Raw genomic sequence first — 19,661 nt, forward strand, 5'->3', positions numbered from 1 at the left:
GGAAAAGTTTATGTGTGGAATAGTTGGGGCACAAGCACAGCGGAATGTGATCGGCATCCTGATCGAGGGGCTCAAAAGACTAGAGTATCGCGGTTATGATTCTGCCGGTCTGGCTGTGATTGATCAATACGGTGAGCTGCAGTTACGCAAAAACCAGGGCAAGGTGGCGCAGTTGGTCGATCGGTTGGTTGAGCAACCAACCCGTGGCAACCTCGGAATTGCTCACACCCGCTGGGCAACTCATGGTATTCCCAATGAAATCAATGCCCATCCACATACGTCCGGCGGTGTGGCCGTTGTGCACAATGGCATTATTGAAAACCATGCCGAGTTGAAGAAAGAGCTGCTGGATCTGGGTTATCAGTTTACGTCCGAAACAGATACCGAGGTGATTGCCCATCTGGTGAATCACTTGCTGAAAAGTGCCGGTTCACTCCGTCAGGCAGTGCAAGACTGTCTGACGCGATTGCGTGGTGCCTATGCGCTGGCAGTGATCAGTACCAGTGAACCCGGAATATTAATTGGTGCCAGAAGCGGTAGTCCACTGGTTATAGGTGTCGGTATCGAAGAAACATTCCTGGCCTCTGACCAAATGGCACTACGCCAGGTAACGGATCGATTTGTGTTCCTCAAAGAGGGTGATCTGGTTGAGTTAAAGGAAGGCGATTATAGCGTCTTTGACAAAACTGGCAGCTTGGTAGAGCGGGATATAGACACACTCCCAGGTGGTGACGATGTTGCTGACAAAGGTGGTTACCGCCATTACATGATGAAGGAGATATTTGAGCAGCCTGAAGTGCTTGAATCCACCCTGGAGGGACGTATCAGCCAAACCCATGTATTGCCGGAAGCATTTGGGAGTCGAGCCGTTGAAATATTTCCCAAGATAAAAGCCGTGCATATAGTGGCTTGTGGTACCAGCTATCACGCCGGGCTTGTGGCCCGCTTCTGGTTGGAAGAATGGGCCGGTATTCCCTGTCAGGTCGAGGTGGCCAGTGAGTACCGCTACCGCAAAGTGGTTGTTCCCGCCGATACCTTGTTTGTCACGATCTCTCAATCCGGAGAAACGGCCGATACCCTTGCTGCCTTGGCCTCAGCAAAAACATCCGGCTATCTCGCCACACTGGTTATCTGTAATGTTGCCAACAGCTCGCTGGTTAGGGAGTCGGATCTGGCCTTGATGACCTATGCCGGACCGGAAATCGGTGTTGCATCGACAAAAGCATTCACGACCCAGTTAGTGGCTCTGCAACTACTCTGTATCGGCATTGGCAAGAGCCATGGCCTGCCTGAAGAAACAGAGCGATTGCTGGTGGAAGCCCTTCGTCAGTTGCCACGGCTCTGTCGGGACACACTTTCACTGAATGGTCAGATTGAAGAAATCTTTGAGTGTTTTGCTGATAAGCAACACGCCCTTTATCTTGGCCGGGGTGTGCAGTATCCGGTTGCGCTGGAAGGTGCACTCAAGCTCAAAGAGATTTCTTATATTCATGCTGAAGCCTATCCCTCCGGTGAACTCAAACACGGACCGCTGGCATTGGTAGACAAGGATATGCCGGTGGTGGCGGTAGCGCCCAACAACGATCTCCTCGAAAAATTGAAATCAAATCTACATGAAGTAAAAGCCCGTGGGGGGCAACTGTTTGTCTTTGCCGACCTGAATGCCGGATTCGAAAATGAAACGGATGTGACGGTAATTAATCTTCCCCATGTTCCGAAGAGTCTGGAAGCCGTCATTTATACGATACCACTGCAATTACTCTCTTATCATGTGGCTGTGCTGAAGGGAACTGACGTCGATCAGCCGCGCAACCTGGCGAAGTCTGTCACTGTTGAGTAACCATTAAAACTGCCTGTCCCCCGGGCAGTTTTTGAAGAATCCCCCCTATTCCCGAGCCCTTCCGGGTAGCCCAGGGTTTATATCAAATCACCCCCTCCCACTAATTGCATATGGCCCCTGTGTGCAAGGTTTAGCCTGTCAGAACCAGTCAGGCCCCTCGTTCCATGAATCATGAACCCCGGAAAGAGGCGTAGCTGACAACCAGGCACGATAAAATTAGTAATTGATCATCATAATATGATGATAGTATGATAATGAAAAATGAGTTGTATCCAATTCAAAGTTAAATAAGACACAACTGCGTCGCCCGAACAAGCAAACTGCTGATGGCGAAAATATTTTTATGATGTAGGCAGAAAAATAGTCGAACAACCCAGACTGTCTAACGAAATCTGTTTTATCTCGTAGCTCGAACCTTTACCCCATTTTCAAATGGGGTTTTTTTTTGGCTGTTTTTTGGTGAAATGCAGAGTTAATGATTTTCCAGTGGTTCCCGCAGCACTTCCAGACCGAGCTGCATTTCCAGCAGATGTTCCTGCAGACGACCGCCTTTATGCTGTGCTACGCCAATTGCCAGTACATCAATCAGTACCAGATGGGCAATACGGGATGACAGCGGCGTATAGATTTGGAAGTCTTCCTTGACATCGATGGTTAACGGGATATTTGCGGCATTGGCGACCGGAGAATCTGAGGGTGCAATGGCGATAACAATGGCACCTCTGCCCTTTACGCGCTCCATGGCATTGATCAATGTCGTGGTCCTTCCCGACTGGGAAATGGCGATGACCACATCCCCGGGAGCCATGGAAGCGGCGGACATATTCTGTAAGTGCGGGTCGGCATAGGCAGCAGCAGAGACCTGCAGACGGAAAAACTTGTGCTGGGCGTCGGTTGCCACGGCAGCGGACGCGCCAAACCCGTAGAATTCCACCCGGTTGGCTACACAGAGCGCCTGAACAGCCTGGTCAAGCATGTTCAGGTCCAATGAATCACGAACCTTCAGCAGGGTGTCGACAGTGGAATCGAAAACCTTAAAGGTGTATTCGGCCACAGAGTCCTGGTCAGTGACGGCAATCTGTCCGTAGCTCGGGCTTGATGCCAGTTGTTGTGCCAGGGCCAGTTTGAAATCCTGAAAACCATCACAGCCCACGGCGCGACAGAAACGCACTACCGTGGGCTCGCTGACCTCGGCTTTCTCTGCCAGATCCACGATTCTCATGCGAATGACATCGGTCAGATTGGCCAGAATAAACTCTGCTACCTTGCGTTCCGATTTGCGTAAGCTGGGCAGGCTACTGCTGATAGCCCAGGTGAGTGCAGCAGGTTTCATGGTGATTTCTCCCTAACACGAGCTTTATTGTAAATAATTTACAGAAAAATGGAATTCTTGTAGTAAAAACCGGTTGCCGGGCGCACGGATCATCCACCCCGAGCGGGGGTTCTGATAGAATTCACCGCCATGGATGTCACGACAATACTCGATCCCCTAAACCCTGCTCAGCGTGAGGCTGTTTCCAGCAACGCCAGTCATCTTCTGGTTCTGGCAGGTGCAGGTAGCGGTAAAACCCGCGTTCTTGTCCATCGGATTGCCTGGTTGATACAGGTGGAACAGGTTTCGCCCTATTCGATCATAGCGGTCACCTTTACCAATAAAGCGGCGAGGGAGATGCGGGGGCGTATTGAAGAACTGTTAGGTTTCTCCGCCCGGGGAATGTGGGTGGGTACCTTTCACGGATTGGCCCATCGACTACTCAAAATGCATTGGCAAGATGCGGGTCTGCCGGAAAATTTTCAGATACTGGACAGTGACGATCAGCTTCGGTTGGTAAAACGTCTCTATCAGGGCCTGGGCATTGATGACAGTCGCTGGCCCCATCGACAGGCCCAGTCATTCATTAACAACCAGAAAGATGAGGGATTGCGCAGTCGCGATTTGCAACCGGCTCGCGATTCCTATCAGCGAACCATGCAGCAGATTTATGCTGCTTACGAGGAAGCCTGCGAGCGTGGCGGCATGGTAGATTTCGGTGAGCTACTTCTTCGTGCACACGAGCTCTGGCTGAAAAATCCCGAACTTCTGCAGCATTATCAGCATCGTTTCCGGCATCTGTTGGCAGATGAGTTCCAGGATACCAACGCTATTCAATATGCCTGGTTGCGGGTGCTGGCAGGTGATCAGGTGCCGGTAACAGCGGTGGGTGATGATGATCAGTCAATCTATGGCTGGCGCGGCGCCAAGGTGGAAAACATACGCTATTTTTCACGCGATTATCCGGCTACCCAGACTGTAAGACTGGAACAGAATTACCGTTCCAGTAAAAACATCCTCGAAGCAGCCAATGCGGTGATTTCGCGCAACGCCAATCGGTTGGGTAAAAACCTGTGGACAGAGGACAATGAAGGTGAGGCTATCTCACTCTATGCCGCCTTCAACGAGCAGGATGAAGCCCGTTTTATTGCCGAGCGGCTGAGGGAATGGGCCAATCAGGGCAATCTGCGCGAAGAGTCGGCCATTCTTTACCGTTCCAATGCACAGTCCCGGGTACTCGAAGAAGCTCTGTTGCGAGCGGCCATCCCCTACCGTATCTACGGTGGGCAAAAATTCTATGAACGTCAGGAAATACGCAACGCCCTCGCCTACTTGAGATTGTTGGTCAATTGTCACGACGACGCCGCATTTGAGCGAGTGGTTAACACGCCGACCCGTGGTATCGGTGACAAAACAATCCAGGAATTGCGTGAGTTGGCCCGCGAAGAAGGTATGTCGCTCTGGCGAACAGCCGAGCATGCCATCGCTGCCGGACGATTTTCGGGCCGGGCCAGCAATGCTCTGGAAGCCTTCCTGAAACTACTGGCAAAGCTGGGCGAAGAGTCTGCGGGGTTGCCGCTACATGAATTGGTAGACCACATTATTGAAGGGAGTGGCTTGATTGGTTTCCATCGCCGGGAAAAAGGAGATCGCGGTGAATCCAGAGTGGAAAATCTGCAGGAGCTGGTGATCGCCTGCCGATCCTTTGAGCCGGAGGAAAAGGAGTTGCCACCATTGCCGCAATTTCTCGATCAGGCGGCATTGGATGCGGGAGACCGGCAGGCAGATATCGGTGAGGATGCGGTGCAATTGATGACATTACACTCTGCCAAAGGGCTTGAATTTCCGTTGGTCTTTCTGGCGGGTATGGAAGAAAACCTGTTTCCCCATCGGATGTCTGCCGAGGATCCCGATCGACTGGAGGAGGAGCGGCGGCTGGCCTATGTGGGGATTACCCGGGCGATGCAAAAACTCTACCTCACCTTTGCCGAATCCCGCCAGCAATATGGCATCGAAAACTATAACCGGGTGTCCCGCTTTGTCCGGGATATTCCGGCCAATCTGGTGGAAGAGGTTCGGTTGCGCGCCCAGATTAAGCGCCCTACCAGCTATGCGCGACAACCGGCAATGAATCTCAGTGATAGTGGTGAAGATACGGGTCTCTCTCTGGGGCAGCGGGTTCTGCATCCTATTTTTGGTGAGGGTGTCGTCATCAATTTTGAGGGCAATGGTGCACATGCCCGGGTACAGGTTAATTTTGATAAAGAAGGGACCAAATGGCTGGTTTTGGCCTATGCCAAACTGAGTCCGGTTGCCTGATCATTAAGGAAAAACTATGAAAGCGCCTATCTTGTCGGCAATGCTGTTATTGGCCCTGGTGGGCTGTGGTGGTGACCGTGACGCTGCATCCCCGGATCGTGAGCAGCAGGCTACCCAGAAAACCTACCAGTGGAAAATGGTCACTACCTGGCCAAAAAACTTTCCCGGCCTGGGTATGGCCGCTGAAAACTTTGCTGAGCTGGTGGCGCGTATGAGCGGTGACAGACTCAAGGTAAAGGTCTACGGCGCGGGTCAGTTGGTACCGGCCATGGAGGTTTTCGATGCTGTTTCACAGGGTACCGTTGAAATGGGGCATGGGGCTTCCTATTACTGGAAGGGAAAATCTCCGACCACAGCGCTTTTTACGACCATCCCCTTTGGTCTCAATGCACAGGAAATGAATGGCTGGTTGCACTATGGCGGCGGTATGGCTTTATGGCGCGAGCTTTATGAACCCTTCAACCTGATACCGCTGGCAGCGGGCAATACCGGTGTACAGATGGCTGGCTGGTTTAATCGTGAAATCAATTCCCTGGAAGACCTCAAGGGGTTGAAAATGCGGATACCGGGTTTGGGTGGCGAGGTGATCAGCCGCATGGGCGTGGAGGCAGTCAATATCCCTGGCGGGGATCTCTATATCGCGATGCAAACGGGTGTGATTGATGCCACCGAGTGGGTGGGACCTTACAATGATCTGGCATTTGGTTTTCATCAGGTAGCCAAGTACTACTATTATCCGGGTTGGCACGAACCGGGCCCGACACTGGAGTTGATGGTTAACAAACAGGCTTTTTCCTCCCTGCCAGATGATCTGCAGGCGATTGTCGAAGTTGCAGCGCGAGCGATTAATCAGGATATGCTGGACGATTACACCGCTCGCAACAACGGTGCGTTAAAGGAATTGGTGGAAACTCATGGTGTCGAGGTGCGGCCGCTACCCGATGAAGTTCTGGCGGAACTGAATCGTGTCACCGATCAGGTTCTGGAGGAAATTGCCAACAAAGATCCCCTGTTCAAGCGGGTTTACGAATCCCAGAATGCTTTCAAAACCGGTGTGATGGACTATCACAAAATTTCGGAAGAAGCGTATTATCGTGCCCGGGAGCTGAAATAGCCGGTTGTCCGAGCGGGGAACTCAAAGGGGCTGCGTAAAAGCTTCTGGTTCCGGCTGATCGTCGAACTGTTCCTGAAATGCCTCAACGCTGTCTGAGGCCTTCCTCAGGGTGGTGAATTCCGCAATATGAAAGAGCGCCTCCCCCTCGTTCACCAGAGGGATCTGCGATGCAGCGATAACAATGCCATCACTGCGTGATTTCAGAGGTTTTTCCGGGCCACCGAATGGCGAAGCGAGATAGGCCAGTACCTGACCCTCTTTGACCCGTTGTCCCAGTTTAATTTTACTGATCACGATGCCGTCCCGCTCCGCCCGCAGCCAATAGCTTCGACTGGCCTTTACCGGTACCAGCTTGCGAGGGGGCTGATCTGTTCTGGCCGGCAGCATGCCGAGGTGGCGCATGACCGACATAATGCCCCGCACTCCTGCCTTTATGGCAGGTTCGTCAAAACGGAGCGCTTCTCCTGCTTCATAGAGTATCACCGGTATTCCCAGTTCGGTGGCGGCGGCACGCAGTGAACCATCCCTGACTTTGGCATCCATAAAAATGGGCGCACCAAATGCCTCTGCCATACCCAGTGCAGCGGGGTCATCGAGATCCCCACGAATTTGTGAAAGATTCTTGCGATGGATAGCGCCGGTATGAAGGTCGATAACGTGCGTGCAGTGACTGAGCAGTTCCGTATGAATCAGGTTGGCTAGGCGGCTACCCAGTGGCCCCCGTGGTGAGCCTGGAAAGCATCGATTTAAATCGCGTCGATCCGGTAAATAGCGGGATTGCTGGATAAAACCGAACATATTTACAATCGGAACAATCAGTAATGTACCTGATAAACGGCGAAGTAAGCGCTTGCCAACAATACGGCGGCAGATTTCGATACCGTTAATTTCATCCCCGTGAATCGCTGCGCAAACCAATAGCACTGGCCCGGGTTTGCGGCTGTGTATAACCTCGACCGGCAAGTCGATGGGCGTGTCTGTATACAGGCGGGCAGCGGGGATGGACAGCAATCGGGTCTCCCCGGGATTAATGACCTCGCCTGCCAGTTTCAGGGGTAATCTGCTCAAAACAGCGGTTCCTCAGCCCTGTCCGCGGGTTTTGGTGCGGGATTGCCGGGCATTTTTTTCAATGAACTGAATGATATTACCCGCTACGTCCTTGCCGGTGGCCGTTTCAATGCCCTCAAGGCCCGGCGATGAATTCACTTCCATCACCAGTGGCCCATGGTTGGAGCGAAGAATATCCACCCCCGCCACATTCAGTCCCATGGTTTTGGCAGCGCGAACAGCAGTGGATCGCTCCGCTGGAGAAAGCCTGGCCAAAGTCGCTGTACCGCCACGGTGCAGATTGGAGCGGAATTCTCCCGGCTGTGCCTGCCGCTGCATGGCTGCGACCACCTTGTCGCCAATGACCAGACAGCGAATATCCGCACCACCGGATTCCGAAATATACTCCTGAACCATAATATCGGCTTTCAGGCCCATAAACGCTTCAATTACGCTTTCTGCCGCTTTGCGGGTTTCCGCCATCACCACACCGATGCCCTGGGTGCCTTCGAGCAGTTTGACCACCAGCGGTGGTCCGCCCACCATATCGATCAGATCCGGAATATCACTGGGTTTGTTGGCATAACCCGTAACGGGCAGGCCAATCCCCTTGCGCGACAACAATTGCAGGGAGCGCAATTTGTCACGGGAGCGGGTGATGGCCACAGATTCGTTCAGTGGATAAACACCCATCATCTCGAACTGACGCAATACGGCCGTACCGTACGTTGTGACCGACGCACCGATGCGGGGAATCACAACGTCAAAGGGCGGTAGCTCCACGCCCTTCACATGAATGCTGGGGTTTTGGATGTTGATATTCATGTAGCACTTCAATACATCAATAATCCTGACTTCATGGCCACATTCTATGGCTGCCTCTTTCAGGCGACGAGTGGAATACAAGTCGGCATTGCGGGACAGAATGGCAATTCTCATTTATTTTTTCCCGCTAAAAAGGATGTCTGTGGATCCACAATGAATTGTCCTGCCAGGGCTGAACGACCCAGCAGCATGCGAAATCTCATGGTATCCCGATTGGTGAGGGTCATTTCTATGGGCCAGTTCTGGGTTCCGAGCACTACAGTGGTTTTTATTACAATACGCCGTTCACAATGACCACCAGAATCGGTGACAACACGCTCATCCACAATGGGAGCCGCGCAACAGATACTTTGCGTACTTCCCTGCAGGGGGTGGACCCAGATTCTTACCCAGGGAGAACCCCGTTCAGTGAAAAGTTCCAGTCGATGAGCATGCAAACAGGAGGTGCGTGCGCCAGTATCCACCTTGGCTTTGATTCGGGCAATCCCCAAATCGGGTAAGGCCAACCATTCCCGCCAACCAATCAGCTGTGTCATGCTGTTTTTCCGTGTAACAGCGTTGTCCATCGAAGGATCAATCACTGGCTAATTTCTTTAAAAAAACCTGCATTTCACGTTCGGTCTGGATGTCGCCGGTAGCATGGGCTTTTTCAAGCCCCTTCGTGAAAGACTGTTTTGCAGCATCCAGCTGCTCAAGTTTGAACTGTGCCCGCCCCAACAGGTTGTAGGCAGCGGTATAGTTTTCATCCAACGCCAGACAGCGCTCCAGGTGCTCAATTGCCTGCGCATGACGCTTTTCACGGAGACAGGCGCTACCGAGACCAAACCGAAGCATTGCCGAATCGTTGCCCCGGGCGAGCATTTCTTCAAGGTTGTCGATCAGTGTCATTGAAGCCTCTCTGATCAATGGTTTGTCTGTTTTTTCATTGCTGCCGTTTCTACTGGCGGTTTCAACGGCGCCAGAACATCGGGGTGAAGAGCACCAGAAGAGTAAATATTTCCAGTCGGCCCAACAGCATACCGATACAGAGTATCCACTTAGCGAAAATATTGATGTTGCCATAATGGGCCGCTACATCCCCGAGCCCGGGGCCGAGGTTATTGAGAGTCGCAGCGGTAGCGGACCAGGATGTCACATAGTCGAGGCCTGACGCCAGCAGCAGCAAGACCATCAAATAATAGACAGCAAGATAAACACCAAAAAATGCCCAGATAGCGTTGGTAATCTTTTCGGGTACGCTGCGATTACGTATTTTGATGGGAAACAGTGCATTGGGGTGAATCAGGCGGTAGATTTCCCGGAGGCTCTGCTTCGCCAGAATCAGCATGCGACCCACTTTAATGCCGCCACCAGTGGAATTGGCGCAGGCGCCAAAAAATGACAGGAAAAGCATAAGAAAAGGCAGGAAAGTGGGCCAAATACTGAAATCATCAGTGGTAAACCCAGTGGTTGTCATAATAGACACCAGCTGAAAAATACCGTGATAAATGCTTTCACCCGTGCCGTAGGTACCATTCCAGATAAGATAGCCTGTTACCAAAATACTGCCTGCCAACAGCATTTGAAGATAAAGTTTGGCCTCAGGATTGCGCAGGTAGTGAGTGAGAGATTTTCTGACAAAGGCATAATAGTGAAGGCCAAAGTTCAGACCAGAAACGATCATGAAGAAAACGCAGATACCAACAATAGTGGTGTTGCCATCAAAATAGCCCATGCTCGCGTCATGGGTGGAAAAACCGCCAATGGCTACGGTCGAAAAACTGTGTCCAATCGCGTCAAAAAAAGTCATGCCGGCCAGCCAGTAAGCAAGCATGCACGCAACAGTCAGGCCAAGGTAGATAAAAAATAGTGCTTTTGCCGTTTCAGTGATGCGAGGGGTCAGTTTGTTATCCTTGACGGGTCCCGGTGTTTCTGCACGGTAGAGCTGCATACCGCCAACGCCCAGCATGGGCATGATGGCCACGGCGATGACAACGATCCCGATACCACCTAGCCATTGCAACTGCTGGCGATAATAGAGAATGGATTTGGGCAGAAGATCCAGGCCGGTGATCACTGTGGCACCAGTGGTGGTGAGGCCTGACATGGATTCAAATACGGCGTCTGTGATACTTAACTGCAATGACTCGGAAAGTACAAAAGGCAGCGCCCCGACAAGAGCCAGCTCAACCCAGAACATCACAGTAATCAGGAATCCGTCACGGCTGCGAAGTTCTGCACGTTGACGGCTGAATGGCAGCCACATGAGCACGCCCAATGAAAAAGTGATGGCAAAGGACAGGAAAAAAGCCCCATGGGTTTGTTCATCGTAGATAATGGCAATTACGATTGGTGTCAGCAGCGTCAGGCTGAAAACCATGAGTAGTAACCCGAGGACTTTTGAAATCACATTAAAATGCATAGGTTAGAACTTCGCTACCAACGCTAAAAAAAGGTGAAGCCAACGGCAAACAATTTTTCCACTTCCCGGGTACGGCGTTTGTCCACCACAAAGACAATGGCGTGATCGTTGTTTTTCACCACAGTATCGTGATGTGCAATGATGACCTCGCCGTCGCGCACCAGCGCCGCCAGGGTGACACCGGGAGGTGATTTGATTTCTTCGATGGTTCTGCTGACCACTTTGGATGTTTTACTGTCGCCATGGACAACGATCTCCATTGCCTCAGCGGCACCCCGGCGGAGAGAGTGCGCTTTAACCGTATCTCCGCGCCGCACATGGCTGAGCAGAATACTGGTTGTGGCCTGTTGAGGAGAGATGGCGATGTCAATTTCGCCCCCCTGAACCAGGTCGGCATAAACCGGATTGTTGATCAGGGTCATCACTTTGCGGGCGCCCAGCCTTTTTGCCAGCAGTGAAGCCATGATATTGACTTCATCGTCATTGGTCAGCGCAAGAAAAACGTCGCTTCGCTCGATATTTTCCTCAAGTAACAGATCCTGATCCGTGGCAGATCCATTGAGTACGATGGTTTTATCCAGTCGTTCGGAAATGTACTGGCACCGCTCTTCCGAAAATTCGATGATTTTGATGTTGTACTGTTTTTCCAGTGCCTTGGCCAGACGGTAGCCGATATTGCCACCCCCGGCGATGACAATCCGCTGGTAGGAATTTTCAAGCCTGCGCAATTCGCCCATGACCTTGCGGATATCTTTTTTGGCCGCAATAAAAAATACCTCGTCGCCCTCCTCTATGACAGTATCGCCTTGGGGGAAGATAGGCCGGTCGCGGCGGAAAATCGCTGCGACCCGGGCATCCACTTTGGGCATGTGCTTGCGGAGGAGTCGCAATTCATGTCCCACCAGTGGGCCCCCCTTGAATGCGCGGACTGCTACCAGTTGGATCAGACCTTCGGCAAAATCGATAACCTGAAGACTGCCTGGTTGCTCGATCAGACGGAATATGTAGTCGGTGACCACCTGTTCCGGGGTGATCAGAAAATCTACCGGGCAGTTGGCATCATTGAATAAGCGTTCACGAACTTTATCGTCGGTGTAGCTGCGATCACGAATACGGGCAATTTTGGTGGGTGTGCGAAACAGGGAATAGGCAACCTGACAGGACGCCATGTTGATTTCGTCGCTACTGGTGACTGCCACCAGCATGTCGGCATCCTCAATCCCTGCGCGGATCAGGACGTCCGGATGAGAGGCCATGCCATAGACGGTCCGAATATCCAGCCGGTCCTGGAGCTCACGCAGGCGGTGGTCGTTTGTATCAATGACAGAAATATCGTTAGCCTCTCCGGCCAGATGCTCGGCGAGTGTTCCACCCACTTGGCCAGCACCGGTAATGACGATTTTCATAGCTGGAAATTCCCGTTAATTGCTTAATAACCCGGGCTTTGGAGAAAAAACCAATGCCGTTAAGCTATTGCCGTCTTGACCAGACGGGCAAAATAAAAGCCGTCATGGCCATCAATCTGTGGCATCAATTGGCGCCCGGCAGAAGTTGCCATGCCTGCCTCGGTGGCCACAGGTTCGACATGGACAGAATGGTTGTCTCTGGCGAATTCTGCGATGACCTGATCATTTTCCTGGGCCAGTGTGGAGCAGGTCGCGTAAAGTAAAACGCCGCCCTCTGCCAACAGTGGCCACAGTGCCCTCAACAGGGATAACTGCAAGGTGGCCAGCTTAGCAATATCCGTTGGCCTGCGCATTAGTTTCACATCCGGGTGTCGGCGGATAACACCCGTGGCGGAGCAGGGTGCATCCAGTAAAATTCGATCGAAGGGGTGCCCATCCCACCAGCTGGCTATATCGGCGGTATCTGCGGCGATCAGCTTGGCTTGCAAACCAAGTCTCAGCAGGTTATCGGTGACCCGCGTCAGTCGTTCTGCTGCGATGTCGATGGCAATGACGTCGCCCTGATTATTAAGCAGCTCGAGTATGTGGCCGGTTTTGCCACCCGGTGCACAACAGGCGTCCAAGACGCGCTGACCAGACCTGGGCGCCAGTAGCTGGGCCGCCAGCTGGGCCGCCTCATCTTGCACGCTCACTTGACCCTCGGCAAAACCGGGTAAGTTAATAACATCACAGGGTTGCTGCAGGGTGATACCGACATCACTGAATGGGGTGGGATATGCCTGGATATCTGCCTCTGCAAGTGTCGAGAGATATTGGTCCCGGCTGCAGCGGATCTGGTTTACCCGCAGGGTCATGGGGGGCTGATGGTTGTTGGCCGCCACCAGTTGATCTACCTGCTCCGGCCAGGCCGCTTGCCATAGGTCAATGAGCCAATCAGGGTGTGCGGTCTGGAATTCACGACGACCCCCCAGCTTGATATCGAGTGTGGCGCGCTCACGTAAAAATCGTCGCAGGACCGCGTTGGCAAGACCTTTGGCCCAGTTTTTTTTCAGGTTCTGACAGGTGGCTACGGCTTCATTAACTGCTGCGTGAGGGGGAATCCGGGTTTCGAGTAACTGATAAAGCGAACAGGCTAGGGTTGCCTCTATGTCAAAATCCTTTGCCTTGAAGGGTTTTGCCAGCAATTCTGCGAGGTAAACAGACAGTCGCGGGTAGAACCGCAATGTGCCATAACACAGCTGTTGCAACAGCCCGCGATCGCGGTCATCTACTTTGGCCAGGTACTCGGGTAGAAGTGTATTGAGTGAGCCCTCTCCCCGCAGCACAGACGCGATAATTTTAGCGGTAGCCACCCTGACATTCATGTGCCCATTACCGTACCCGGGGAAAACAGATCGGCATGTGCATTGAGCACTTCTCCCGCGTGGAGCGGCTTCTTGCCGGGCAGTTGCAGTGCCGTGATTAACAGGCACCCTTCACCGGTTTGTACCAGAATACCGGATTTATCGGTATGAATGATCGTACCCGGCACCACCTTGCGGTCTTGATTTGGCACCGCGACACCCTTCCAGATACGGATTCGTTCTCCCGAGAGCGTGCTGTAACAGATCGGGAAAGGATTAAAGGCGCGAATTTTCAAAACCAGGGTTTTGACAGGCTCATGCCAGTTTACCAAGGCTTCCTGCTTGGTAATTTTTGGTGCGTAATTGCTCTGCTCGTCATCCTGTTTCTCCGCCACAACCTTTCCCTGTGCAATCTCGTCCAGGACCGTGAGCAGGGCGTCGGGGCCGATCCCGGCCAGTTTGTCATGGAGGGATCCGGCATCATCATCCGCTTCTATGGGGCAGCGGGCCTTGAGCAGCATATCGCCGGTGTCCAGGCCTTCGGCCATCTGCATAATGGTTACCCCGGTTTCGGTATCTCCGGCTTCTATGGCGCGCTGGATGGGGGCGGCACCTCGCCAGCGGGGCAACAGCGAGGCGTGGACATTGATGCATCCGTATACGGGGATAGCCAACACAGCCTTTGGCAAAAGCAGGCCGTAGGCCACAACCACAATGATGTCGGCATTATAGTTGGCCAGGATTTGCTGCTCCGCCGCCGCTTTCAGGCTGAGTGGCTGATGAACAGGTATCTGCTGATCGGTAGCCAGCAACTTGACCGGGCTGGCAGTGAGTTTTTTGCCGCGCCCGGCGGGGCGATCAGGCTGTGTGAATACGGCGACCACCTGGTGGGATGGACAATCCAGTAATGCTCGGAGGTGTGATGCTGCAAATTGCGGGGTGCCGGCAAATACGATTCGCAAAGAAGGGTCCTCAGTGTCGACCAACCGGTGTCAGTCTTGTTGACGGTGGAGTTTTTCCAGTTTTTGCCTGATTCGCTGCCGTTTGATGGGCGACAGGTAATCCACGAAAAGCTTGCCGTCGAGGTGGTCAATTTCGTGCTGGATACAGACGGCCAGCAGACCTTCCGGCTCAAGCACGTAGGGCTGCCCCTCCCGGTCGAGTGCGCTCAGACGAATATGTTCAGGACGTTGGATGGTTTCATAAAAACCGGGCACTGACAGACAGCCTTCCTGATGCGGGGAGGTAATGTCATCCAGTATTTCTACCTTTGGATTGATCATCACAATCGGCTGGTCGCCCTCATCTGATAAATCCATGACTACAATCCGCTTGTTGACGTTGACCTGGGTAGCAGCAAGGCCAATGCCGTTAGCCTGATACATGGTTTCCAGCATATCGTCCACCAGCGATCTGGTGTTCTGATCGATTTCTGCTATGGGAGCAGCCCTGATACGCAGTCGTGGGTCAGGAAATTCAAGGATGTTGAGTATTGACATTTGTTTGTGACGAGTTTCTAGCAATCTGGCGTAAACCACTGCTAACATAAGGCCAATGGAGCGGAATATCACTTAATATAGTCGAGTGAGAAGTATACACACAATCCGGATATAGCACACAGGACGGCCATAAGATGAAAAAAACATTGTTGGGAATAGTAGCTGCTTGCGCTATTGCAATTGCCGCCATTGCTGCAGAGGCACCCTTTAATGAGGATGTCCCTGAAAAATATACCGTGAAGAAAGGCGACACTCTGTGGGATATCTCTGATCTGTATCTACGGGATCCCTGGTTATGGCCTGAAATCTGGTATGCCAACCCTCAGATTGCCAATCCCCATCTGATTTATCCCGGTGACATTATCTCCATGGTCTATATTGATGGCCGTCCCCATTTGATGCTGGAAAAGCGCGATCGGCGGGTAAAACTGTCTCCAGAAGTTAAGGTCGTGCCAGAGTCGGAGGCCATTCCGGCGCTACCACTGGATATCATCAACAGTTTTCTGACCCGCAACCGTATTGTCACCCAGGAAGAGGTCGATAGAGCTCCTTACGTGGTGGCGGGCTATGAGAAAAAACTGCTCTCCGGATCGGGAGATACGTTCTACGCCCGTGGTCAGTTTGATGAAACCCCGACCTACGGACTTTACCGGGTTGGTGAGCCCTATCTGGATCCGGTGACCCAGGAAATATTGGGTATACGCGCGCAGGATGTGGGGTCCGCCAAGGTGCAAAGAGTGGCCGATGATATAGCCACCATGCTGGCGACCCGATCCCTTGAGGAAGTGCGTATTGGGGAGCGTTTGCTGCCCCATGAAGAGCGACCACTCAATTCCATCTTTTACCCCAGTGCGCCCGAGTCCACGGTTGAGGGTGAGATTATGGCTGTTGAGGGTGGTATCACCCAGGTTGGGCATCTCGACGTGGTGTCTATTAACCGGGGTGAGCGCGAAGGCCTCGAAGCGGGAAATATTCTGGCCATCTTCAAACGTGGAGAGGAAGTAACTGACTATATCGCCAAGGAAAAAATAAATCTGCCTAACGAGCAGGCCGGGTTGTTAATGATATTCCGCGCGTTTGAAAAAATGAGTTATGGTCTGGTGATCAAGGCCGAGCGCCCTCTGGCGGTAAACGATATTGTTAAAAACCCCTAGGCAACGGGGTAATTAAAACGCCGACCTGTGTCGGCGTTTTTTATGGGCAACGGATATCAAGCAGGTAAGGGAGTACCAACCCAATGGACAGGGAGTCCAAAGCAGCACTAGTCATGGCGTTTCTCGATGGATGCTCACCTGCCGACAGCGTCAGATTGTGTCGATCGGCGGGTTCCTTTGTCGAGGCAGCTGCTCAGGCAGAAGACTATTTTTCTTCTGGTTACGCCAGTCAGCCAGGAAAGTATTTCCGAAAACACCATAATAATCGAGCAGAACGGGAAGATCGGGCAGAGCAGGTGCTGGATTGGTGCCGGCATAATCAGGTGAACTGCCTAAATTTGCTCGATCCGGATTACCCGCCTCTTTTATTGGAACTGAGCGTTCCTCCACCCCTGTTGTTTATTCGTGGCGATGCGCAGTTGCTGTCCATGCCACAAATCGCCATTGTTGGCAGTCGCAATGCCAGCCCCGGTGGACTGGGCAATGCCCGGGCCTTTGCCGCCGCTTTGGCGGCCAGTGGTTTTGTGATCACCAGTGGTCTGGCGCTGGGCATTGATGGGGCGGCTCATGATGGAGCCCTGCAAACGGGCAAAACCATCGCTGTGCTGGGGACTGGTCTGGATGTGACCTACCCGCGCCGACACGGTGATTTGTATCGGCGGATAATTGATCAGGGTGGAGCGGTCGTCAGTGAGTTTTTGCCAGAAACACCACCCCTTGCGGGCAATTTTCCTCGTCGCAACCGGATAATCAGTGGCCTGAGTCTGGGCATTCTGGTGGTTGAAGCGGCATTGAAGAGCGGGTCGCTGATCACTGCTCGGTACGGACTGGAACAGGGGCGAGAAGTATTTGCCATTCCCGGTTCGATCCATAGTGCTTTCAGTAAAGGCACCCACCAGCTGCTCAAACAGGGCGCAACTCTGGTGGAATCAGCAGCGGATATTGCAGAGCAACTGGGTGGTCTGCTGGCCTCTATAGTGCCGGACGTTAAAACAGGTCAGCCACCGTCGACAGAAGCAAGACAGGTCCTGCTGGAGGCGATGGGATTCGACCCGGTTGATATGGATATGCTTGTGCAACGTACGGCCATGCCAGTGAATACGTTGACACAGGAGCTGCTGTTGCTGGAACTGGAGGGCGCTATTGCCGCTGGGCAGGGAATCTATCAGCGGTTGCGTTAGCAGATGGCCCTTCTCATGGGATTCACACATTGATGAGCAACAAACCCTCCTGTTAACAGGCGCATTTTATTGCGAAATTCCCCAGGTTCCGGTAGCCTGCCGCGTTTTACAGGGGGATTAAAAAATGAACAAACCCTTTATTGCCATCCTGATGGGTTCGGACTCGGACCTGCCAGTCATGGAAGCCAGCTTTGAAGTGCTCAAAAAGTTCGAGGTGCCCTTCGAAGTTAAAGTATCGTCGGCGCATCGAACGCCGGAGGCAACGCACCGTTATGTGAAGGATGCGGACCAGCGGGGCTGTGCAGCCTTTATATGTGCTGCGGGAATGGCGGCGCATCTGGCGGGTGCCGTTGCAGCCAATACGCTCAAGCCTGTGATTGGGGTGCCTATCAATTCATCACTGGATGGCCTTGATGCGCTGCTCTCAACGGTGCAAATGCCCGGTGGCATTCCGGTTGCTACTGTGGCAATCGGCAAGGCAGGTGCAAAGAACGCAGCCTATCTGGCAGCCCAGATAATTGGTGTCAGTGATGCTGTGTTGCACCAGAAGCTGCTGGATGAGCGAGCAGATAATGCCCGCGCCATTCTGGAAAAAGACGCGGCATTACAAGAGAAGCTGAAAAGTCTCTGAGCCGCGTCTCCGTGGGCAATTTTCGTATAATCAGGGCGGTGGATTGTCTGCGTGGCGGAGGGGTGATGGCCTACCCCACAGAGGCAGTCTGGGGCCTCGGTTGCGACCCGTTTTCTGAGGGAGCCGTTATGCGGCTGTTGGCGCTCAAAAAACGCCGTCGGGACATGGGGCTTATCGTAATAGCCGCCTCAATGGCACAGCTGGAACCTTTTTTGGCAGGCATAGCAGTGTCTGATCGCCAGCTACTTGAGGCCAGCTGGCCGGGTCCACAGACTTGGCTGGTACCCAATAATGGTTATGCACCAACCTGGGTTACCGGTGGCAGAGAAACCCTGGCATTACGCGTGACGAGCCACCCTGTGGCTGCGGCACTTTGTCATGCTTATGGGGGGGGGCTGATTTCTACGTCGGCCAACCCGCATGGCTTTAGGCCGGCCGTTTCTTTGCTAAAGCTGAACCTTTATTTTTACGGTCAGCTTGATTATGTGCTGCCCGGTTCATTGGGTGGCCTGACATCTCCGACACCGATCAAAAACCTGAAAACCGGAGAGATGATTCGGGGCAGCTGATGCCTCGAATTTTACATTGTCGGTAAATTGTCAATGGCGGGTCGGCCTATCACACTGTGTATTATGTGACCTAACCCCATTGTTTTGAGGATCTCATGACAGATAAAGCGGCCGTTAAACAGTACCTTCTGAATTTGCAGGATCGTATCTGCCATGCCTTACAGCTGGAAGATGATCGCAGCAGGTTTGCAGAGGAGAACTGGGTTCGTGAAGAGGGTGGTGGCGGTCGCAGTCGAGTGATAGTGGATGGATCGGTATTTGAAAAAGGTGGGGTGAACTTTTCCCACGTCTATGGGACACAGCTACCCCCGTCTGCCACCGCAGCCCGGCCGGAACTGGCGGGGCGAAGCTTTGAAGCCATGGGGGTGTCACTGGTGATCCATCCGGAAAATCCCTATGTCCCCACATCCCATGCGAACGTCAGGTTTTTTATTGCGGAGAAGGAAGGCGAAGAACCCGTATGGTGGTTCGGAGGTGGCTATGATCTAACCCCCTACTACGGCAATGAGGAAGATTGTCGTCATTGGCACCAGACGGCCCGTGCCGCCTGCCAACCCTTTGGTCCGGAGGTTTATCCCCGTTTCAAACAGTGGTGTGACGAGTACTTTTTCCTCAAACACCGCAACGAACCCCGTGGGGTTGGTGGCCTGTTTTTCGATGATTATAACCAGGCGGGGTTTGAGCAGAGTTTTGCCCTGACAAGGGCGGTTGGAGATAGCTATATTGATGCGTATCTGCCTATTGTCCGGCGCCGAAAACATGTTCCCTGGGGGCAGCGCGAGCGCCAGTTTCAATTATACCGGCGTGGTCGTTACGTGGAATTTAATCTGGTTTATGACCGGGGAACACTGTTTGGTCTGCAGACGGGCGGCAGAACAGAATCCATTCTCATGTCGCTGCCGCCATTGGTTCGTTGGGAATACAATTGGCAACCCGAACCCGGTTCCGCCGAGGCGGAGCTATACCAGTTATATCTGCAACCACGCCAGTGGGTTTGAGTTATACAAAATGGAAGACCAG

18 protein-coding genes are annotated in these 19,661 nt (G+C 52.9%); 8 read left to right on the forward strand and 10 right to left on the reverse strand.

Annotated features, from left to right (window positions below):
- Positions 1 to 10: 10 nt before the first annotated feature.
- Positions 11 to 1,840: a glutamine--fructose-6-phosphate transaminase (isomerizing) gene (gene glmS, locus U740_RS02960; protein WP_036858840.1), complete on the forward strand. Its 1,830-nt coding sequence runs from the start codon at positions 11 to 13 to the stop codon at positions 1,838 to 1,840.
- 472 nt (positions 1,841 to 2,312) lie between these two features.
- On the opposite strand, the gene U740_RS02965 is transcribed toward glmS, so the two are convergent.
- The gene (locus U740_RS02965; protein ID WP_051921161.1) at positions 2,313 to 3,173 is read right to left on the reverse strand and encodes an SIS domain-containing protein; all 861 of its coding nucleotides are present in this window, start codon (positions 3,171 to 3,173) and stop codon (positions 2,313 to 2,315) included.
- A 129-nt stretch (positions 3,174 to 3,302) separates the two neighbouring features.
- On the opposite strand from U740_RS02965, the gene uvrD reads away from it, so the two are divergent.
- Entirely contained in the window at positions 3,303 to 5,471 is a 2,169-nt protein-coding gene (uvrD, locus tag U740_RS02970) for a DNA helicase II (protein ID WP_036858841.1), read from the forward strand.
- 16 nt (positions 5,472 to 5,487) lie between these two features.
- Positions 5,488 to 6,585 (forward strand): TRAP transporter substrate-binding protein, encoded by a 1,098-nt coding sequence (locus U740_RS02975; RefSeq protein ID WP_036858842.1) that lies wholly within the window; start codon positions 5,488 to 5,490, stop codon positions 6,583 to 6,585.
- A 21-nt stretch (positions 6,586 to 6,606) separates the two neighbouring features.
- Here U740_RS02975 and U740_RS02980 read toward each other — a convergent pair whose 3' ends face one another.
- From U740_RS02980 to def, 9 genes are all read right to left on the reverse strand, one after another.
- Positions 6,607 to 7,653 (reverse strand): succinylglutamate desuccinylase/aspartoacylase family protein, encoded by a 1,047-nt coding sequence (locus tag U740_RS02980; RefSeq protein ID WP_036858844.1) that lies wholly within the window; start codon positions 7,651 to 7,653, stop codon positions 6,607 to 6,609.
- Positions 7,654 to 7,665: 12 nt separating this feature from the next.
- A complete protein-coding gene (rimK, locus tag U740_RS02985) occupies positions 7,666 to 8,571 on the reverse strand; it encodes a 30S ribosomal protein S6--L-glutamate ligase (protein WP_036858846.1) in 906 nt (301 codons plus the stop codon).
- Positions 8,568 to 8,993, reverse strand: a complete 426-nt coding sequence (locus U740_RS02990; protein ID WP_036861108.1) for an ATP-dependent zinc protease family protein — start codon at positions 8,991 to 8,993, stop codon at positions 8,568 to 8,570. The genes rimK and U740_RS02990 overlap by 4 nt, the downstream gene beginning before the upstream one ends.
- A 37-nt stretch (positions 8,994 to 9,030) precedes the next feature.
- Entirely contained in the window at positions 9,031 to 9,345 is a 315-nt protein-coding gene (locus U740_RS02995; protein ID WP_200877029.1) for a tetratricopeptide repeat protein, read from the reverse strand.
- A gap of 61 nt (positions 9,346 to 9,406) precedes the next feature.
- Positions 9,407 to 10,858, reverse strand: coding sequence for a TrkH family potassium uptake protein (locus U740_RS03000; protein WP_036858847.1), 1,452 nt, complete (start codon positions 10,856 to 10,858; stop codon positions 9,407 to 9,409).
- Between the two features lie 23 nt (positions 10,859 to 10,881).
- Positions 10,882 to 12,264 carry a Trk system potassium transporter TrkA gene (gene trkA / locus U740_RS03005; protein WP_036858849.1) on the reverse strand — a complete coding sequence of 461 codons (1,383 nt, stop codon included), beginning with the start codon at positions 12,262 to 12,264 and terminating at the stop codon, positions 10,882 to 10,884.
- Positions 12,265 to 12,323: 59 nt separating this feature from the next.
- Positions 12,324 to 13,628 carry a 16S rRNA (cytosine(967)-C(5))-methyltransferase RsmB gene (gene rsmB / locus U740_RS03010; RefSeq protein ID WP_036858852.1) on the reverse strand — a complete coding sequence of 435 codons (1,305 nt, stop codon included), beginning with the start codon at positions 13,626 to 13,628 and terminating at the stop codon, positions 12,324 to 12,326.
- Positions 13,625 to 14,569 carry a methionyl-tRNA formyltransferase gene (fmt, locus tag U740_RS03015; RefSeq protein ID WP_235189802.1) on the reverse strand — a complete coding sequence of 315 codons (945 nt, stop codon included), beginning with the start codon at positions 14,567 to 14,569 and terminating at the stop codon, positions 13,625 to 13,627. The genes rsmB and fmt overlap by 4 nt, the downstream gene beginning before the upstream one ends.
- 30 nt (positions 14,570 to 14,599) lie before the next feature.
- On the reverse strand, positions 14,600 to 15,106 hold the full coding sequence (gene def, locus U740_RS03020; protein ID WP_036861115.1) for a peptide deformylase: 507 nt from the start codon (positions 15,104 to 15,106) through the stop codon (positions 14,600 to 14,602).
- A 134-nt stretch (positions 15,107 to 15,240) separates the two neighbouring features.
- Here def and U740_RS03025 point away from each other — a divergent pair, with 134 nt between their 5' ends.
- The 5 genes from U740_RS03025 to hemF all read left to right on the forward strand — a co-directional run bounded on the left by U740_RS03025 (position 15,241) and on the right by hemF (position 19,639).
- Positions 15,241 to 16,260 (forward strand): LysM peptidoglycan-binding domain-containing protein, encoded by a 1,020-nt coding sequence (locus tag U740_RS03025; protein WP_036858857.1) that lies wholly within the window; start codon positions 15,241 to 15,243, stop codon positions 16,258 to 16,260.
- Positions 16,261 to 16,343: 83 nt separating this feature from the next.
- The gene (dprA, locus tag U740_RS03030; RefSeq protein ID WP_051921162.1) at positions 16,344 to 17,441 is read left to right on the forward strand and encodes a DNA-processing protein DprA; all 1,098 of its coding nucleotides are present in this window, start codon (positions 16,344 to 16,346) and stop codon (positions 17,439 to 17,441) included.
- Between the two features lie 124 nt (positions 17,442 to 17,565).
- The gene (gene purE, locus U740_RS03035) at positions 17,566 to 18,072 is read left to right on the forward strand and encodes a 5-(carboxyamino)imidazole ribonucleotide mutase (protein ID WP_036858859.1); all 507 of its coding nucleotides are present in this window, start codon (positions 17,566 to 17,568) and stop codon (positions 18,070 to 18,072) included.
- A gap of 38 nt (positions 18,073 to 18,110) precedes the next feature.
- On the forward strand, positions 18,111 to 18,641 hold the full coding sequence (locus U740_RS03040; RefSeq protein ID WP_268745572.1) for an L-threonylcarbamoyladenylate synthase: 531 nt from the start codon (positions 18,111 to 18,113) through the stop codon (positions 18,639 to 18,641).
- Between the two features lie 95 nt (positions 18,642 to 18,736).
- A complete protein-coding gene (hemF, locus tag U740_RS03045; protein ID WP_036858863.1) occupies positions 18,737 to 19,639 on the forward strand; it encodes an oxygen-dependent coproporphyrinogen oxidase in 903 nt (300 codons plus the stop codon).
- The last annotated feature ends 22 nt before the right edge of the window (positions 19,640 to 19,661 follow it).

This window comes from Porticoccus hydrocarbonoclasticus MCTG13d (assembly GCF_000744735.1).
GTDB classification, from domain to species: domain Bacteria; phylum Pseudomonadota; class Gammaproteobacteria; order Pseudomonadales; family Porticoccaceae; genus Porticoccus; species Porticoccus hydrocarbonoclasticus.

What these genes read in the sequence shown, in the direction of transcription:
- hemF (WP_036858863.1), top strand. Translation starts at nt 18,737, where the DNA reads ATGACAGATAAAGCGGCCGTTAAACAGTACCTTCTGAATTTGCAGGAT.
- purE (WP_036858859.1), top strand. Translation starts at nt 17,566, where the DNA reads ATGAACAAACCCTTTATTGCCATCCTGATGGGTTCGGACTCGGACCTG.
- U740_RS03000 (WP_036858847.1), bottom strand. Translation starts at nt 10,858, where the DNA reads ATGCATTTTAATGTGATTTCAAAAGTCCTCGGGTTACTACTCATGGTT.
- U740_RS02995 (WP_200877029.1), bottom strand. Translation starts at nt 9,345, where the DNA reads ATGACACTGATCGACAACCTTGAAGAAATGCTCGCCCGGGGCAACGAT.
- dprA (WP_051921162.1), top strand. Translation starts at nt 16,344, where the DNA reads ATGGACAGGGAGTCCAAAGCAGCACTAGTCATGGCGTTTCTCGATGGA.
- uvrD (WP_036858841.1), top strand. Translation starts at nt 3,303, where the DNA reads ATGGATGTCACGACAATACTCGATCCCCTAAACCCTGCTCAGCGTGAG.
- rsmB (WP_036858852.1), bottom strand. Translation starts at nt 13,628, where the DNA reads ATGAATGTCAGGGTGGCTACCGCTAAAATTATCGCGTCTGTGCTGCGG.
- U740_RS02975 (WP_036858842.1), top strand. Translation starts at nt 5,488, where the DNA reads ATGAAAGCGCCTATCTTGTCGGCAATGCTGTTATTGGCCCTGGTGGGC.
- U740_RS02965 (WP_051921161.1), bottom strand. Translation starts at nt 3,173, where the DNA reads ATGAAACCTGCTGCACTCACCTGGGCTATCAGCAGTAGCCTGCCCAGC.
- glmS (WP_036858840.1), top strand. Translation starts at nt 11, where the DNA reads ATGTGTGGAATAGTTGGGGCACAAGCACAGCGGAATGTGATCGGCATC.
- U740_RS03025 (WP_036858857.1), top strand. Translation starts at nt 15,241, where the DNA reads ATGAAAAAAACATTGTTGGGAATAGTAGCTGCTTGCGCTATTGCAATT.
- U740_RS02990 (WP_036861108.1), bottom strand. Translation starts at nt 8,993, where the DNA reads ATGACACAGCTGATTGGTTGGCGGGAATGGTTGGCCTTACCCGATTTG.
- rimK (WP_036858846.1), bottom strand. Translation starts at nt 8,571, where the DNA reads ATGAGAATTGCCATTCTGTCCCGCAATGCCGACTTGTATTCCACTCGT.
- trkA (WP_036858849.1), bottom strand. Translation starts at nt 12,264, where the DNA reads ATGAAAATCGTCATTACCGGTGCTGGCCAAGTGGGTGGAACACTCGCC.
- def (WP_036861115.1), bottom strand. Translation starts at nt 15,106, where the DNA reads ATGTCAATACTCAACATCCTTGAATTTCCTGACCCACGACTGCGTATC.